Annotated in this window: 18 protein-coding genes and 1 pseudogene; 10 read left to right on the forward strand and 9 right to left on the reverse strand. The window is 72.7% G+C overall.

All coding sequences use genetic code 11. The features are described 5' to 3' along the window. Positions 1-9 precede the first annotated feature (9 nt). Positions 10-204, reverse strand: a complete 195-nt coding sequence (locus OG329_RS09280) for a DUF3046 domain-containing protein (RefSeq protein ID WP_405794032.1) — start codon at positions 202-204, stop codon at positions 10-12. 79 nt (positions 205-283) lie between these two features. On the opposite strand from OG329_RS09280, the gene OG329_RS09285 reads away from it, so the two are divergent. After that, the gene (locus tag OG329_RS09285) at positions 284-1210 is read left to right on the forward strand and encodes a hypothetical protein (RefSeq protein WP_405794034.1); all 927 of its coding nucleotides are present in this window, start codon (positions 284-286) and stop codon (positions 1208-1210) included. Between the two features lie 78 nt (positions 1211-1288). Here OG329_RS09285 and OG329_RS09290 read toward each other — a convergent pair whose 3' ends face one another. The 4 genes from OG329_RS09290 to OG329_RS09305 form a co-directional block, all read right to left on the reverse strand. Further along, complete coding sequence (locus tag OG329_RS09290) at positions 1289-1600, reverse strand: AzlD domain-containing protein (RefSeq protein ID WP_405794036.1); 312 nt, start codon at positions 1598-1600, stop codon at positions 1289-1291. Beyond that, positions 1597-2445 (reverse strand): AzlC family ABC transporter permease, encoded by an 849-nt coding sequence (locus tag OG329_RS09295; protein ID WP_405801729.1) that lies wholly within the window; start codon positions 2443-2445, stop codon positions 1597-1599. Before OG329_RS09295 ends, OG329_RS09290 begins: the two co-directional genes overlap by 4 nt. A gap of 82 nt (positions 2446-2527) precedes the next feature. Further along, positions 2528-2842 (reverse strand): hypothetical protein, encoded by a 315-nt coding sequence (locus OG329_RS09300; RefSeq protein ID WP_405794038.1) that lies wholly within the window; start codon positions 2840-2842, stop codon positions 2528-2530. After that, on the reverse strand, positions 2839-3669 hold the full coding sequence (locus OG329_RS09305) for an AraC family transcriptional regulator (RefSeq protein WP_405794040.1): 831 nt from the start codon (positions 3667-3669) through the stop codon (positions 2839-2841). Before OG329_RS09305 ends, OG329_RS09300 begins: the two co-directional genes overlap by 4 nt. A 150-nt stretch (positions 3670-3819) precedes the next feature. On the opposite strand from OG329_RS09305, the gene OG329_RS09310 reads away from it, so the two are divergent. Further along, complete coding sequence (locus OG329_RS09310) at positions 3820-8511, forward strand: ATP-dependent helicase (RefSeq protein ID WP_405794042.1); 4692 nt, start codon at positions 3820-3822, stop codon at positions 8509-8511. A 151-nt stretch (positions 8512-8662) separates the two neighbouring features. Continuing rightward, entirely contained in the window at positions 8663-9415 is a 753-nt protein-coding gene (locus tag OG329_RS09315) for a DNA-formamidopyrimidine glycosylase family protein (RefSeq protein ID WP_405794044.1), read from the forward strand. A gap of 134 nt (positions 9416-9549) precedes the next feature. Here OG329_RS09315 and OG329_RS09320 read toward each other — a convergent pair. From OG329_RS09320 to OG329_RS09335, 4 genes and pseudogenes are all read right to left on the reverse strand, one after another. Continuing rightward, positions 9550-9729, reverse strand: a pseudogene (locus tag OG329_RS09320) (hypothetical protein); the annotation flags it as partial. Between the two features lie 222 nt (positions 9730-9951). Continuing rightward, entirely contained in the window at positions 9952-11211 is a 1260-nt protein-coding gene (locus OG329_RS09325; protein WP_405794045.1) for a tyrosine-type recombinase/integrase, read from the reverse strand. Further along, entirely contained in the window at positions 11195-11395 is a 201-nt protein-coding gene (locus OG329_RS09330; RefSeq protein WP_405794046.1) for a hypothetical protein, read from the reverse strand. The genes OG329_RS09325 and OG329_RS09330 overlap by 17 nt, the downstream gene beginning before the upstream one ends. Positions 11396-11462: 67 nt before the next feature. Beyond that, the gene (locus OG329_RS09335; RefSeq protein WP_405794047.1) at positions 11463-11918 is read right to left on the reverse strand and encodes a helix-turn-helix domain-containing protein; all 456 of its coding nucleotides are present in this window, start codon (positions 11916-11918) and stop codon (positions 11463-11465) included. Between the two features lie 210 nt (positions 11919-12128). Here OG329_RS09335 and OG329_RS09340 point away from each other — a divergent pair, with 210 nt between their 5' ends. From OG329_RS09340 to bet, 7 genes are all read left to right on the forward strand, one after another. Beyond that, complete coding sequence (locus OG329_RS09340) at positions 12129-12401, forward strand: helix-turn-helix domain-containing protein (RefSeq protein WP_405794049.1); 273 nt, start codon at positions 12129-12131, stop codon at positions 12399-12401. Further along, the gene (locus tag OG329_RS09345) at positions 12340-12552 is read left to right on the forward strand and encodes a helix-turn-helix domain-containing protein (protein WP_405794050.1); all 213 of its coding nucleotides are present in this window, start codon (positions 12340-12342) and stop codon (positions 12550-12552) included. The genes OG329_RS09340 and OG329_RS09345 overlap by 62 nt, the downstream gene beginning before the upstream one ends. Positions 12553-12635: 83 nt before the next feature. Then, positions 12636-13001 (forward strand): hypothetical protein, encoded by a 366-nt coding sequence (locus OG329_RS09350; protein WP_405794051.1) that lies wholly within the window; start codon positions 12636-12638, stop codon positions 12999-13001. Beyond that, positions 12998-13798, forward strand: coding sequence for a hypothetical protein (locus tag OG329_RS09355; protein WP_405794053.1), 801 nt, complete (start codon positions 12998-13000; stop codon positions 13796-13798). The genes OG329_RS09350 and OG329_RS09355 overlap by 4 nt, the downstream gene beginning before the upstream one ends. Continuing rightward, the gene (locus OG329_RS09360; RefSeq protein WP_405794055.1) at positions 13795-13929 is read left to right on the forward strand and encodes a hypothetical protein; all 135 of its coding nucleotides are present in this window, start codon (positions 13795-13797) and stop codon (positions 13927-13929) included. Before OG329_RS09355 ends, OG329_RS09360 begins: the two co-directional genes overlap by 4 nt. Continuing rightward, positions 13919-14323: a hypothetical protein gene (locus OG329_RS09365; RefSeq protein ID WP_405794056.1), complete on the forward strand. Its 405-nt coding sequence runs from the start codon at positions 13919-13921 to the stop codon at positions 14321-14323. Before OG329_RS09360 ends, OG329_RS09365 begins: the two co-directional genes overlap by 11 nt. Next, the gene (gene bet / locus OG329_RS09370) at positions 14320-15384 is read left to right on the forward strand and encodes a phage recombination protein Bet (RefSeq protein WP_405794057.1); all 1065 of its coding nucleotides are present in this window, start codon (positions 14320-14322) and stop codon (positions 15382-15384) included. The genes OG329_RS09365 and bet overlap by 4 nt, the downstream gene beginning before the upstream one ends. Positions 15385-15413: the final 29 nt, after the last annotated feature.

Raw genomic sequence — 15413 nt, forward strand, 5'->3', positions numbered from 1 at the left:
ACGAGCACGTCACCGTTTGTCGGCGGGCACACCCATGGCGGTGCAGACGGCCCGCCAGACGTCCTTGGTCTCCCAGCCGGCGGCAAGGGCCTCGTGCACCGTACGGCCCCCGAGCTCCGCCATCACATGGTCGCGCGCGAAGGAGTCCGCGTACGCGGGGCCGAAGTGGTCCGCCATCCGCTCCCAGAAAATCGTCAACCGCATGACTTCAGTATCCCGCTCCTGAGAGTGCGGCCGGAGCCGTCCGCCCCGCGCGGTGCTCTGCGCGTCCTACGGTCGGTGGATGGCCTCGACCTCACCCTGCCCATCGACTCCCCTCGCCCGCGCGGAGCGCTTCATGTGGCTGACCGCGCGGGTGCTCGAACAGCGTCGGTTCGCCCATCACTTCACGGGCGGCGGGGCGGAGCCCGTGGAGACCGCGCTCGCCGCGTACCGCAACGAGGACGGCGGCTACGGCCACGGCCTGGAGCCCGATCTGCGCGGCCCCCTCAGCCGCCCGTCGCACGCCTCGCACGCGCTGTCCGTGCTGGACGGCGTCGGGCGCCGTGGCGGGCCGCTGGTGGAGCGGGTGTGCCGGTATCTCACGCTCGTGTCGGCGGCGGACGGGGCGCTGCCCGCGGCGGCCCCGTCGGCGGGCGCCGCCGGGGCGCCCCCGCAGGGCGAGTTGATCACCACCGGCCCCGTGGTGGGACTGCTGCACCGCAATCAGGTGTGGCACGCCTGGCTGTTCCGGGCCACCGACTTCTGCTGGGCTGCCGTCAACGCTCTGGCGAAGCCGCATCCTTATGAGGTCGCGGCGGCGGTCGCCTTTTTGGACGGTGTGCCGGACCGGGTACGCGCGGCCCGCGCCGCCGACCGTCTGGGGCGGCTCGTACGGGAGCGGCGGATGGCGGTCCTGGATCCGGGGCGGCCCGACGCGTACCCGGGCGCGGACGCGTACGCCGCCGGAGGTCTGTCCGGAGATCTGCCCGGCGGCGAACACTTCTTCCCGCACGACTACGCGCGCGTGCCCGGGTCGGTCGCCCGCCGCTGGTTCACCGACGAGGAGATGGACGGCTCGCTCCGCTTCCTCGCGCGGGCACAGCGCGAGGACGGCGGCTGGCCACCGGACCGGCCGCCGTGGACACCCGCCGCGAGCCTGGAGCGGCGGCCCATCGCCACGATCGAGGCCCTGCGGACGCTGCGGGCGTACGGCCGGGACATCGGCTGACCGCGCCACGGGGCCGTGGAGACCCCGCCGGCGCGCTCGGCATGCCCGGACGCCGCCGGTCGATCGCCACGCCCGGTGTCAGCCGCCCAGGGCGCGTACGGCGGCGGTCACCGCGACGGCCGCGGCGATGACGACCAGGAACGGGGCGCGCAGCACCAGCGCGAGCCCCGCCGCCGCGAGCCCGGCCGCCCTCGCGTCGACGACCAGCGCACCGTCGGCGCCGCTGAACGCCTGCTGCGCCGTGAGCGCGGCGAGCAGCGCTACGGGCAGCAGTGCGGACAGCCGCTGGACGAGGGGGCGTTCCAGCGCGCCCGCCGGTACGAGCAGCCCGAGCAGTTTGACGAGGTAACAGCCGACCGCTGTCAGTGCGATGGCGATCCAGATACTCATCGGCCCGTTCCCTTCCGATCGGTGGCCCTGCGGCCCTCGAACCAGAGGACGGCGGGTGCGGCGAGCGCGGCGACGAGCACCGGCACACCGGCGGGCAGCACCGGCAGGAAGCCGAGCCCGAGGACGACGGCGCCGGCGGCGACGGCACGCTCCGTCGTGGTCCGCAGCATGGGGGCGAGCAGGGCCAGGAAGACGGCGGGTCCGGCCGCGTCGAGCCCCCACGCGTCGGTGTCGCCGATGGCGTCGGCGCCGAGCGCTCCGAGCAGCGTGGTGAGGTTCCACAGCACGTAGAGGGTGAGCCCGGTGACGGTGAAGCCGAGGCGCACGGCGCGCCGCGTGGGCTGCGCGAGGGCGACGGCCGTCGTCTCGTCGATGACCCACTGGGCGGCGAAGGGGCGTACGAAGCGCGGCAGTGCCAGCAGTTGGGACAGGCGCAGGCCGTAGAACGTGTTCCGTACGCCGAGGAAGAAGGCCCCGGCGGCGGCGGTCAGGGGGTTGCCGCCCGCCGCCAGCGCGCCGACGAGGGCGAACTGCGAGGCGCCGGTGAAGACCAGCAGGCTGAGCGCGCAGCTCTGTAGGAGGGTGAGGCCCGCCCCGGCGGACGTCACGCCGAAGGCGAAACCGGAGAGCCCGACGGCGATGCCGACGCCCAGGGCGTCACGGATGACGGCCGAATCGGGCTTCGCCAACGCCTCACCGCCCGCCTCACCGCCCGCCTCACCGTCGCGCGTGCTGCCCGGCCCGGCGCCCGGCGCCGTACGGGCAGACGCGCCGCCCGCGGCACCGTCCCCCGTGCCGTCCTCGGCCACGCCGGCCGCCTCCGTACCGTGCCCGCCGTCGTCCATGGTCTCCGGGGCCGACCGGGCGGGTATCCCCGCCGTGTCGGGCCTGTCTGCGGATGCTGTCTGTTCTGCCACGTCTCAGACGCTACGGGGCGGGCTCCGGCGCCGTCTTGTACGTTCTTGCGCGCCCCGCCCGCCGCGCGGGCAGCCAGCCTTCCGCACGTGCGAGCCGCCGTGCCGTGTCGACGAGCGCGGCGACCGCCGCCGGGGCGTCACGTGGCCAGGCCAGTTGCCGATCGACGGTCGGCAGGTCGTCCAGCAGGGGAACACCGACCATGCTCTGCGGCAGGTGCTCGCGCAGCGGACCCGGCAGGATCATGAAGTCCCGCCCGCTCAGGGCCGACGCCAGCCCCTGGTGGCCCACGTAGCCGCGCCCGTGACCCGGTGGCCCCGCGCTCACGCGCCACCCGACGCCCGCTCCCTGCGGTACGCGCCGGGCGGCACCCCCACGATCCGGCTGAAGTGCCGGTTGAGGTGCGGCTGGTCGGTGAATCCGACGAGACCGGCCACCTCGGCCGGGGCGGTCCCGGCGTCCAGCAGATGCCGGGCCCGGCGCACCCGCGCGTCCGTGAGCCAGGTGTGCGGCGGCATGTCGTAGGTGTCCCGGAAGGCCCGCAGCAGGGCGAACGGACTGGTGCCCAACTCGGCGGCAAGCCGCGCCAGCGACGGCGGGTCGGCCATCCGCCCCTCGAGCACGGCACGCGCGCGTGCCGCCGTCCTGGCGCCGGCGCCCCGCACCGTACGCTGCGGCAGCGTGCCCCCGTTGATCCGCAGGAGGCGCGTGACGGCGACCCTCAGCAACGTGTCGGCGGCCAGAGCGTTCCCCTCGTCGGCGGCGCGCAGCACCTGGTGGACGAGGCGGACGGCGTACGGGTCTGCCACGACGGGGGCGACGAAGCCGGGGGTGCCGCGGATCCGCGTCGTCTCGGCGGCGATCTCCGCGACAAGACCGGGCGAGGGGTAGACGGCCCCGTACTGCCAGCCTTCCGGCCCCTGCGCGTGGCCGGTGTGCGCGGTGTCGGGGTTGACCAGCGCGAGGGAGCCGGGGCCCGCGTGCTGGTCGCTGCCGCCGTGGTGGAACACGTCCACGCCGTCGGTGATCGCCGCGATGACGAACGTCTCGTGGGTGTGCCTGCTGAAGGTCTTGTCGACGTACTTGGCCCGCAGGAGGTCCACGTCGGGCAACTCCGAGTAGCGCCAGTGCCGTGCCTGCTCCCGCGCCGCCATGCTCCCAGTCTGCACCGGCGGCGCCCCGTACCCGCTCCCGGCCACCCACGGCCACCCCCCGCTCGCCCCCGCGCCGCGTCGGCCCACCCGTCTCCGCAGGTCTTCGCGCAGGTCCGGGCGATTGTCAGTGGTCGGGTGCACGATGGTGGGATGGCCGGTTCCGCGCTCGACTCGTTCTCCCCCGCGACCCGCGGTTGGTTCTCCGGGGCCTTCTCCGCGCCCACCGCCGCGCAGGAGGGGGCCTGGCGTGCCATCGCGGAGGGTTCGGACGTGCTGGTCGTCGCCCCGACCGGCTCCGGCAAGACTCTGGCCGCCTTCCTCGCCGCCCTGGACCGGCTCGCCTCGGTGCCGCCGCCGGCCGAGGCCCGCAAGCGCTGCCGGGTGCTGTACGTGTCCCCGCTCAAGGCCCTCGCCGTGGACGTGGAGCGCAATCTGCGCAGCCCGCTCACAGGCATCCGGCAGGAGTCCGTCCGCCTCGGACAGCCCGAGCCGGAGATCCGGGTCGGCATCCGTTCCGGCGACACCCCGGCGGCCGAGCGCCGCTCCATGGCCACCAAACCGCCGGACATCCTGATCACCACCCCCGAGTCCCTCTTCCTGATGCTGACGTCGTCGGCGCGCGACGCGCTGGCGGGTGTCGAGACGGTCATCCTGGACGAGGTCCACGCCGTCGCGGGGACGAAGCGCGGCGCCCATCTCGCCGTCTCCCTGGAACGGCTCGACGAGCTGCTGCAGCGCCCCGCCCGCCGTATCGGCCTGTCGGCCACGGTGCGTCCGGTGGACGAGGTGGCCCGCTATCTCTCCCCGCAGCGCAGGGTGGAGATCGTGCAGCCTCCCTCCGGGAAGGAGTTCGATCTTTCGGTGGTCGTCCCCGTCGCGGATCTGGGCGAGCTGGGCGGCTCCCCGGCCGCCGACAGCGCGGGCGGCGGCGCGGACGGCGGCGACAAGCCGTCGATCTGGCCGCACGTGGAGGAGCGGATCGCCGATCTCGTCCAGGCGCACCGTTCGACGATCGTCTTCGCCAACTCCCGCCGTCTCGCGGAGCGTCTGTGCAACAGGCTCAACGAGATCGCGTACGAACGGGCCACGGGCGAGCCCATGCCCGAGGCGCACTCCCCCGCCGAGGTCATGGCCGAGTCCGGCACCGCCAAGGGCGCACCGCCCCTGATGGCCCGTGCCCACCACGGCTCGGTCTCCAAGGAGCAGCGCGCCCGCGTCGAGGAGGACCTCAAGGCGGGCCGGCTGCCCGCCGTCGTGGCCACGTCCAGCCTGGAGCTGGGGATCGACATGGGCGCGGTGGACCTCGTCATCCAGGTCGAGTCACCGCCCTCCGTGGCGTCCGGCCTCCAGCGCGTGGGCCGCGCCGGTCACCAGGTGGGCGCGGTCTCGACAGGCGTCGTCTTCCCCAAGTACCGGGGCGATCTGGTGCAGGCCGCCGTCGTCACCGAGCGGATGCGCACCGGCTCCATCGAGGCCCTGCGGATCCCCGCCAACCCGCTGGACGTGCTGGCGCAGCAGCTCGTCGCGACGGTCGCGCTCGACACCTGGCAGGCCGACGACCTGCTCGCCCTGGCCCGCCGCGCGGCGCCGTTCGCCTCGCTCCCCGAGTCCGCGTTCACCGCCGTCCTCGACATGCTCGCGGGCCGCTATCCGTCGGACGCGTTCGCCGAGCTGCGCCCCCGGGTGGTGTGGGACCGCGTGACGGGTACGGTCACGGGCCGCCCCGGTGCGCAGCGCCTCGCCGTCACCTCGGGCGGCACCATCCCCGACCGCGGCCTGTTCGGAGTGTTCCTCGCGGGGTCCTCCGGTGCCGGTTCCACCAACGGCAGGAGCCGCGGCGGCGGCCGGGTCGGTGAGCTGGACGAGGAGATGGTGTACGAGTCGCGGGTCGGCGACGTCTTCACCCTGGGCACGACCTCGTGGCGCATCGAGGACATCACCCGCGACCAGGTGCTGGTCTCCCCGGCCCCCGGGGTGCCGGGGAGGCTTCCCTTCTGGAAAGGCGACCAGTTGGGCCGTCCGCTCGAGCTGGGCCGCGCGGTGGGGGCGTTCCTGCGCGAGGTGGGAGCGCTGTCCCAAGAGGACGGCCGGCTGCGGCTGGTGGCCGCCGGCCTCGACGCCTGGGCGGCGGACAATGTCCTGGCGTATCTGGACGAGCAGCGCCGCGCCTGCGGCCATGTCCCCGACGACCGGACGATCCTCGTGGAGCGGTTCCGGGACGAGCTGGGCGACTGGCGGGTCGTCATCCACTCCCCGTTCGGTGCCCAGGTGCACGCGCCCTGGGCGCTGGCCCTCGGCGCCCGGCTCGCCGAGCGGTACGGGATGGACGCCCAGGTCATGCACGCCGACGACGGCATCGTGCTGCGGCTGCCCGACGCCGATCTGCTGAGTCTGGACCTCCTCGACCAGGACCCGATGGCGCCCGACCCGGCGTACGACAGCGAGCAGGCGCCGGTCGGCGCCGGTGATGTCGCCTTCGAGGGAGGCGAGATCGGCCAGATCGTCACCGATCAGGTCGGTGGCTCCGCCCTGTTCGCCGCCCGCTTCCGTGAGTGCGCGGCGCGTGCCCTGCTGCTGCCGCGCCGCAGCCCCGGAAAGCGCACACCGCTGTGGCAGCAGCGTCAGCGCGCCTCCCAACTGCTCCAGGTGGCCGGCGAGTTCGGCTCGTTCCCGATCGTCCTGGAAGCCGTCAGGGAATGTCTCCAGGACGTCTTCGACGTGCCCGGACTCACCGAGCTGATGGGCGACATCGAATCCCGCCGGGTCCGGCTGGTCGAGGTGACGACCACCGAGCCGTCACCGTTCGCCCGCTCGCTCCTCTTCGGTTACGTCGCGCAGTTTCTGTACGAGGGTGACTCCCCCCTCGCGGAGCGGCGCGCCGCCGCGCTCTCCCTGGACTCGCGGCTGCTGGCCGAACTCCTCGGCCAGGCGGAGCTGCGTGAACTGCTGGACGCCGATGTCCTGGACGAGCTGGAGCGCGAGCTCCAGTGGCTCACGGACGACCGCCGTATCAAGGACGTGGAGGGCGTCGCCGACCTGCTGCGGGTCCTCGGCCCGCTCACCGACGCCGAGTTGGCGGCGCGCGGGTCCGAGCCGCGGTGGCCGGCGGATCTCGCCGCGGCCCGCCGCGCCATCCGGGTCCGGATCGGCGGCGCGGAGTACTGGGCGGCGATCGAGGACGCGGGCCGGCTGCGGGACGCGCTCGGCACCGCCCTGCCCGTCGGCGTCCCCGAGGCGTTCACCGAGCCGGTCAAGGACCCTCTCGGCGATCTCCTGGCCCGTTACGCCCGCACACACGGCCCGTTCACCTCCTCCTCGGCCGCCGACCGCTTCGGACTCGGCCCCGCCGTCACCGACGGAGCGCTGCAACGCCTCGCCGCCGGCGGCCGTGTCGTCCAGGGCGAGTTCCATCCCTCCGGGATCGGCCAGGAGTGGTGCGACGCCACCGTCCTGCGCCGACTGCGCCGCAGGTCGCTGGCCGCGCTTCGGCACGAACTGGAGCCGGTGCCGCCCGCCTCGCTCGCCACGTTCCTGCCGCAGTGGCAGCATCTGGGCAGCCACAGCCTGCGCGGCATCGACGGACTGGCCCGCGCGATCGAGCAGTTGCAGGGCGCGTCCGTGCCGGCGTCCGCGCTGGAGAAGCTGGTACTCCCCTCCCGGGTCTCGGGCTACGTCCCGACGCTGCTGGACGAGCTGACCACCACGGGCGAGGTCCTGTGGGCCGGGGCCGGTGCCCTTCCCGGCAAGGACGGCTGGATCTCCCTGTATCCGGCGGACTCCGCACCGCTGTTGCTCCCGCCGCCGCATCCTCTTGAGCTGACAGCTCTGCACGAATCGGTCCTCGCCACCCTGTCCGGCGGTTACGGCCTGTTCTTCCGTCAGATCACCGACCAGGTGAGGGCCACCACCCACCCCGACGTGACGGATCCCCAACTGGCCGACGCCGTCTGGGATCTGGCCTGGTCGGGGCGGCTGACGAACGACACCCTGGCGCCGCTGCGCGCCCTGCTCGGCTCCGGTCGTACGGCGGGTGCGACGGCCCACCGCGCCAAACGGACCGTCCCGCGCGGGCGTTACGGCACCCTCACCGCCGCGGCGCGGCCCGCGTCCCGTACGGGGCCGCCGACCGTGAGCGGACGCTGGTCACTGCTCCCGGCCCCCGATCCGGACGCCACACGCCGCGCCCACGCCCTGGCCCGCACGCTCCTCGACCGGCACGGCGTGGTGACCCGGGGCGCCGTCGCCGCCGAAGGCATCGAGGGCGGTTTCTCGGCCGTGTACCGGGTGCTGTCCGCCTTCGAGGACAGCGGCCAGGCACGCCGCGGCTATGTCGTCGAGGGCCTGGGCGCCGCCCAGTTCGCGATGGACGGCGCGGTGGACCGCCTCCGCGCGGCCTCCACGGCCCGTGACCGCGCCGCGTCCGACCCCGCGCCCCGCGCCGTGGTCCTGGCCGCCGCCGACCCCGCCAACGCGTACGGGGCGGCGCTACCCTGGCCGGATCCGCCCTCGGGCGCCGGCCACAAGCCGGGCCGGAAGGCGGGCTCCCTGGTCGTCCTCGTCGACGGCGCCCTGACGCTGTACATGGAACGCGGCGGCAAGACGCTCCTCGCCTGGCCGGGCGATCCGGACGCCCCGTCCGACCCGGAGCGTCCGGACGCCGGCGACGACGTGGCGCTTCGTTCGGCCGCCGAGGCCCTGGCGACCGCCGCCCGCGCGGGCGCGCTCGGCACAGTCACGGTGGAGCGCGCGAACGGAGAACAGGCGCTGACCTCCCCCGTGGGCCGCGTCCTGGAGTCGGCGGGCTTCCACGCCACCCCGAGGGGCCTGCGGCTACGCGCCTGACCCCGACCCTCCCGCCGCCCCACGCCCGGTCGCGCGGCCCGCCCCACACCCGGCGCCCCGCCGCCGGAGCCTGAGCCCGTCGCCGTACATCTCCGCCCGCCACACCCCGTACGCCGCTCGTCACGGCGCCCGTCTCGCGCATGATGGAAACATGCCCGAAGGTGACACCGTCCTGCAGACCGCGCGGCGCCTGCACACCGCCCTCGCCGGGCGGCTCCTGACCCGGTCCGACCTGCGCGTCCCCCGGTTCGCGACCTCCGATCTCACCGGCCGCACGGTCCTGGACGTCACCCCGCGCGGCAAGCATCTCCTAACCCGTATCGAGGGTGGCCTGACCCTCCACTCACATCTGCGGATGGACGGAGCCTGGCGGGTGTACGGCGCCGACGAACGCTGGCGCGGCGGCCCCGCCCACCAGATCCGCGCGATCCTCGGCAACGACCGCCGCACCGCGGTCGGCTACCGGCTCCCGGTACTCGAACTCCTGCGCACCGCCGACGAGGAGCGTGTGGTGGGCCATCTGGGCCCGGACCTCCTCGGGCCCGACTGGGATCCGGACCTCGCGCTGCGCAATCTGCTCGCCGACCCGGCCCGCACCGTCGGGGACGCGCTGCTGGACCAGCGCAATCTCGCGGGTATCGGCAACGTCTTCCGTTGCGAGACATGCTTCGTCGTCCGCACCACCCCGTGGATGCCCATCGGCGACCTGCCGTCGCCGGAACGGCTGGTGACGGCCGCCAAGAAGCTCCTGGAGGCCAACCGCGAACGCTCGCGCCGTCATCTGTACGTATACGGCCGTGGCGGCCTGCCCTGCCGCCGCTGCGGCACCCCCATCAGCAAGACCGAGGACGACGACCGCCCCGTCTACTGGTGCCCACGCTGCCAGTTGGGCCCCGTCCCCTGAGAACCGTCCGCGCACGCCGCGCACGCCGCGCACGCCGCGCACGCCGGGCCTTCAGGACAGCCTTCGGGGCAGCCCGGATACTGCGCCACCGGCCCGTCCCCGCCGGCGTCCACCGCCACGACGGCGCCCTTGCCGGGCCTCGCCGTCGTACGCGCCGCCGCGTGCACCGGCAGCAGACTCAGCCCCCAGCCGCCCGCCGCCACCGCCCCCTCGATGACCCCGGCGTGCTCGGGCGCCAGGGCGAGCCGCAGTACGGCCCACCACCAGAGCCCGCCGAGAGCGAGAGCCGGCAGAAGGATCCGTCGCCGTGCCATGGCCGCCTCCTCAGACCGACGCTAGACCGGCCCGCGTATCCGGCGAAAGGGCGCATGGGAGGCGTGCACGGCGCATGTCGGACCCGCGCCGAGGCACGCCCCGACGTACACGGCCCGAAGCACCGGCACCCGCACGCGCCCCCGCTCCCGCACACCCACCCGCACTCGACTCGCGCCGCCTACGAACTCTCCGCCTGGAACATCCACGCGTGATGTCCCGGACTAGCCTCTGAGCTGGGAAACAACCGCATCAGACCTCCCGGATTCCGGGAACCTTCCGCTCGCCGCCGAAGATTCCTCATCGGCAGTCTCACCCGGCAGAGCCCACGCCGCATCCAGAACATCCCGCGTCTTCTCCTCAGCGGCGGCGAACAGATGCGAGTACGTCCGCATCGTCGTCATCACGTCCTTGTGGCCCAACCTCATCTGGACGACCTTCGGGTTCTCCCCGCCCGCAATGAGAACCGAGGCGTAGTGGTGCCGCAGCTCATGCCAGTGCCGCGGCTTCACTCCGGCGTGCCTGCACGTGGCCTTGATCGCGTAGTCGATGGTGGCCTCACCGATCAGCCCGGCCGCCGGCATGGTGAAAACGAGCCCCGCGCCGGGCCCGGACCCGGCCGGCGGGTACTCCGCTACGTACGCCGCGAGGAGGTCGACGGCGCGCTGCGACAGGGGCAGGGCCCTGCGCCCTGCGCCGGTCTTCAGCGCGTCGAAGTACATCCCCTTCCCTTTCTCGTACACGAGCTGCTGATCTACCAGCATGGTGCGCCGCAGGAAGTCGATCTGCGACAAGCGCAGTCCGCGCAACTCCCCCGACCGGAGGCCGGTGAGCGCAGTCAGCTCGACCATCGCGGCCCACCGCGGGTGGTAGGCGGCAGCGATGAGCTGCCGCACTTCGGTCACGTCCGGCGGCTGCACTGCTGACACGACGAGGGTGGGCGCCGGTATGCGCTCGAACGGCGACACGGGGATGACGCGGTCGATGACCGCGAGGTGGAACACGCCCCTGACGTACCTGGCTACGCGGTTCGGGTAGCTGCCGCTGAGGTTGTACTTGGTGGTGAGGAGCTTCTGCCACGCCCCGGCCTCGGACGGTTTGATGGACCGCATCTCTCGCTGTCCCCACTCTGGGAACAGGTATCGGCGTAGCGCTCCCAGATACTCGATCTCGGAGCGGCCGATGATGGACTGCGCGGGCAGCCACGTGTCGCGTGCGAAGCGTTCGACGATGACTTCGCCGGCCTTCGGGTCGATCCACGAGCCGGCGAGCTTGGCGCCCTCCTGCTTGACGATCTCCCGCTCGGCCTCGGGGATGGTGCGGTGGAGGCTGGTGCGCTCCTTGCCGTCGGGCCCGTCGTACCGGGCCTGCCAGCGTTTGCCCCGGCCGTGGGCGGCTGCGGCGAACTGCCCTTTGTGCTGTCCGCATTCCTCGTCGTCCGGGCCAGGCCGGGTCTTGTGCCAGCGGTCAGCTACGTACCCCATGAAGTGCCCCTATGGCGTGCCCCGCGTCCATGCCCGTAGCCAGCAGCGCCCACGTGATCTGGGTGCGGAGCTGCGCGTCGGTGCTGGCGAGGGTGTTGACGACGGCAACGACGCGGCCGTCGATCTGGCAGGTGAATGCCGCGATGTTCGGTCCGAGCCTCGCGGCGATGACCGTCGTGTGCATGTGGACCCCGTTCCTCCGGGGCTGTTGCGACCCGGAGAATGAGGATAGGCGTGTGACCGCTTGGTGACTATGAGTCCGCGTGATTCGGTTCCGGTTGTACGCCATGCGTCTCAGCAATGAACCCCTGTTTCCGCAGTTCGTCCAACGCGATCTTCGTCGCGGCGCGGATCTCGGCGGCCGACGTGCCGGACATGGCGCGGACCATGGCGCTGGTGAGGATCCCCTCCACCCGTTCCTCCGCAAGCTGCCGCTGTACAGACACGTCCTGCCATCCGCCGTCCGGCGGGGCCGCGCCATCGAGGACAGCCTCGACAGCGCCTTCCGGCCAGCCCAGCGCCGCCGCAATTTTGTCGATCGAGTACGGCATGCGCGCCTTGGGAACGGCGCCACCTTCGGCGACTTGTACAGCGCGGGAGCTGACGCCCGCCTCAGCCGCCAGGTCCTGTTGCGTAAGACCGCGATGGTTGCGCGCGGTCCGCAGGGCGTGGCCGAGCCGCGCCCACGCTTCGGGGTCCCGGGTCATGGGGGGTGACCTCTCTCGTCTATGCACCATGCACGCAACGGCGCGCAACGATCAGCAACAGGGACAGCGTAAGGGCACCCTGCCCCCCGCGCGAGGGGCGGCTTAATACATGGCCCGATTGATGTACGCGCGGTAACCGCCCGACCACGAACTGAATCATCTCCACACATCACGTTGCATCCCTGCGCTTCGTTGCGTATCGTCTCCGACATGAAAGCCGACGGCCCGGTAATCCGGCAGCGACGCGAAACGAAAGGCCACGGACTGAGGCGGTTTGCCGCCATCGCCGGCCTCTCCGCATCGCACCTTTCCCGCATCGAGCGGGACCTGGCGGACCCCCAGCCTGAGGCTCTTGCCCGTATCGCTGCCGCACTCGCATGCAGCATCGAGGATCTGCGACCGGAAACGAACGGAGACGAAGATGCCCACGGACACGGAATCGCCGTACATGACGACGAAGGAAGTCGCGGCGCTCATTCGTAAGACGCCGCACGCCGTACGCCAGATGCGCCACCGGGGTCTCGCCCCGAAGGGGATGCGCGTCGGCCGAAGCGTGCTCTACCACCGCGACGCGGTGGCCGCCTGGCTGACCAAGCGGACCGCTGGCGACGCGCTGGCACAGCGCGCGGCCTGACCCACGTAAGCGGGGCCCGCCCGGACGGCCAGGTCCAGGGAGCCCCTCCGGCAGTACCTCATCAGCACAGAAACGAGGACACCGTGACCATTCAGATTACCGCTCCGGCCGCGCAGGACGTGGCCACCATTCAGCGCCGGAACTACCGGACGGCCTTGGCGCTCGCGTCGCACATCATGTCCGAATCGGCCGTCGTCCCCACGGACTTCACGATCGCGGTCCACGACTTCGCGCCGGATGAGCCGACCATCCGGTTCTACTTCCACCGTGACCCGGCGGCCGTTGCCGAGTTCGCGGATGAGCGGTGGATGGGCGTCACGACTGAGGTTCGTGACGACGGGTCGGTCCTCACGGAGGCCCGTGGTGGCCTGTGCCGTGGGGTTCTGGTGACCGCGTGGACGCTGATGCCCGCCGATGGCAGCGACGTCGTCAGCGAGGTGACGGCGTGAACACGAAGCGCGTGACTGCGGCAGCGGATGTGATCTGTGCCGCGATGAGGAACGGGAAGGCCCTGCCGTTGTCGTGGGCGGCTGCTCTGGAGTCGGCGTGCCTGCTTCAGTCCCCGGAGACGGCCGTTGAAATGGCCGAGGTCCGGGATGCGCTGGCGGAGGCCGTGACGGCGTGCGACGGGCTGGAAACGCGGCTGCTGGCGACCGAGACCGCACGGGATGCGCTCCGGGCCCAGGTCGCCGAGTTGGAGGCGCAGCGGGACCGCCGTCGCGGCCGTCTCGTCGCACTCCAGAACGACGCGTTGAACATGCGGGGGGCGCTCTCTCCGAATGGCCGCCCGCGCCGGGTTCCGATGGAGTTGGGCGAGGCGCTGACGCCGGCGGTCGAGTGGCTGCTGGCCCGTGTTGAGGAGTTGGAGGCGGGTGTCCCGGCGATTCTTCGACTGGGCCCGTCGAGGGCGACGCGGCGGGTGCAGGAGTCGCTGCGCCGGGCCGCCGCCGACCTCGACACACCACCGCAGGGTGAAAGCACCGCTTTCGCGCAGCGTCCTCGCCCGTTGGACGCGTTGGACTCGGCGCTGCGGTCGGCGTTCGACCAGGGCGAGCCGTGCGACGCCGATGGGAACCCGATCCCCGCCGAGGTGGTGCCGCTGGGCGAGTTGGCCGAGCAGGCGCATCTCCTGGACCCGCTGGACCACGCCTTCGAGGCCCTGCCGGTGCGCGCCGTGGTGCCGCTGGGCGAGATGCAGCGCGCGAACGGCGACCCGGTCCCGGACGCGTCGGGTGGCGCCTCGTGACGACGTTCCTGATTGCCCTGTCCGCCCTCGCGTTGTGGCTCGGTTTGTGCGCTGCCGCGTTCCGCGCCCCGGCCACCATCCACGCCGCTGTCCTGCTGCTGCGCCGCCACGGAGGCCGCCATGCCCGCTGACCCGCTGACCCCCGAGTACGAGAACGCGATCCGCGAACGCGCGCAGGCCGCTACGCCCGGACCGTGGGAGCAGTACCTCGAGTACGGCGACGACTTCTACGCCTTCCTCGGCGGCAGCCACCTGCGCGGCGTCGGGAACTTGAACTTCGGGGACGGCGAGGATGCCGCCGCCGACCGGGCGTTCACCCTCCACGCCCGCACCGACGTCCCCGCCCTCCTGGCCGAGTTGGACCGGGTCCGCGCCGAGCTGGCCAACGCGATCGAGCACCGCGATCACTGGCACGCCGAGCTGATGTGCGCAGACGCCCGAATCGCCGAGCTGGGCCACCTCACCCGTCACGGCGACGACACCGGACGCCGCTACCGCCTCAACACCCCGAAGGACAACGCATGAGCACCGAGATCGCCACGGCCGGGGGCAGCCTCGCCATCCGCCCCGACCAGACCAACTGGACGCCTGACCAGCAGGCCGTCCTCATGCAGTCCGGCATCGACAACCAGGTCGCCCCCGCCGAACTATCCGCGTTCCTCCACCTCTGCCAGCGCACCCGCCTGGACCCCTTCTCCCGGCAGATCTACCTCATCGGCCGGTGGAACGGGCAGCAGCAGCGCAAGGTCTACACCCCGCAGACCAGCATCGACGGTTACCGGGTCATCGCCCACCGGGCCGCCGCCGAGGCCAGTCACTCCCTCGGCTACGAGGACACCCTGTGGTGCGACCCGTCCGGGAAGTGGCGTGACGTGTGGCTGGACGACAAGCCGCCGGCCGCCGCGAAGGTGACGGTGATCCGCAACGGGATGCGGTTCTCGGCGGTGGCCCGGTACTCGGAGTACGTCCAGACGAAGAAGGGCGGGGAGCCGTCAGGGTTGTGGGTGAAGATGCCCACGACCATGACTGCGAAGTGCGCCGAGGCGCTGGCGCTGCGGATGGCGTTCCCACACGACTTGGCCGGGGTGTACACGGCTGAGGAGATGGCGCAGGCGGACAACCCGGCCCCGGCTGAGCGGCACCTGCGTCAGGTCCAGCCGGGAGAGACCGACCAATGGTCGACCCCCGCGCCGGGCCAAGCCGCCACGCCCCAGCGGGAGTTCCTGCGCGAGGCACTCGATGCCCCGGACGCAGCGGCCGTACGGCTGATCTGGATGGACGCCCGAACTGAGGGCGCCCGGCCCGAGTACCTGGGTCAGATCGCCGCCGTGGGCAAGGAGAAGGCCGCCGCTGCTCCACAACCCGCCGCCGCCGAGTCCGCCTCTGCGGATGACGTGGTGGACGGCGAGGTCGTCAGCCCCGAAGACGAGTACGCCGCTGCGGTCGCCGAACTCCGGGCCGCCGCCGAAGCCGCCCGCCTCGAGGACTTCGAAACCGGCGCCGAGCAGGCACTCGGCATGCCCATCACCGACGCCTCCGTCGACGCGATCCGCGCGCTCGCCGTACAGCTCCGCAACGCCGCCTGACCGACCGCACTCGGGGCCGCCCCGCGGGA

The organism is Streptomyces sp. NBC_01506, assembly GCF_045040295.1.
GTDB lineage: Bacteria > Actinomycetota > Actinomycetes > Streptomycetales > Streptomycetaceae > Streptomyces.

Excerpts from the sequence above, each read along its gene's own strand:
- OG329_RS09280 (WP_405794032.1), bottom strand. The coding sequence starts at position 204 with ATGCGGTTGACGATTTTCTGGGAGCGGATGGCGGACCACTTCGGCCCC.
- OG329_RS09285 (WP_405794034.1), top strand. The coding sequence starts at position 284 with ATGGCCTCGACCTCACCCTGCCCATCGACTCCCCTCGCCCGCGCGGAG.
- OG329_RS09290 (WP_405794036.1), bottom strand. The coding sequence starts at position 1,600 with ATGAGTATCTGGATCGCCATCGCACTGACAGCGGTCGGCTGTTACCTC.
- OG329_RS09295 (WP_405801729.1), bottom strand. The coding sequence starts at position 2,445 with ATGGACGACGGCGGGCACGGTACGGAGGCGGCCGGCGTGGCCGAGGAC.
- OG329_RS09305 (WP_405794040.1), bottom strand. The coding sequence starts at position 3,669 with ATGGCGGCGCGGGAGCAGGCACGGCACTGGCGCTACTCGGAGTTGCCC.
- OG329_RS09310 (WP_405794042.1), top strand. The coding sequence starts at position 3,820 with ATGGCCGGTTCCGCGCTCGACTCGTTCTCCCCCGCGACCCGCGGTTGG.
- OG329_RS09315 (WP_405794044.1), top strand. The coding sequence starts at position 8,663 with ATGCCCGAAGGTGACACCGTCCTGCAGACCGCGCGGCGCCTGCACACC.
- OG329_RS09325 (WP_405794045.1), bottom strand. The coding sequence starts at position 11,211 with ATGGGGTACGTAGCTGACCGCTGGCACAAGACCCGGCCTGGCCCGGAC.
- OG329_RS09330 (WP_405794046.1), bottom strand. The coding sequence starts at position 11,395 with ATGCACACGACGGTCATCGCCGCGAGGCTCGGACCGAACATCGCGGCA.
- OG329_RS09335 (WP_405794047.1), bottom strand. The coding sequence starts at position 11,918 with ATGACCCGGGACCCCGAAGCGTGGGCGCGGCTCGGCCACGCCCTGCGG.
- OG329_RS09340 (WP_405794049.1), top strand. The coding sequence starts at position 12,129 with ATGAAAGCCGACGGCCCGGTAATCCGGCAGCGACGCGAAACGAAAGGC.
- OG329_RS09345 (WP_405794050.1), top strand. The coding sequence starts at position 12,340 with ATGCCCACGGACACGGAATCGCCGTACATGACGACGAAGGAAGTCGCG.
- OG329_RS09365 (WP_405794056.1), top strand. The coding sequence starts at position 13,919 with ATGCCCGCTGACCCGCTGACCCCCGAGTACGAGAACGCGATCCGCGAA.
- bet (WP_405794057.1), top strand. The coding sequence starts at position 14,320 with ATGAGCACCGAGATCGCCACGGCCGGGGGCAGCCTCGCCATCCGCCCC.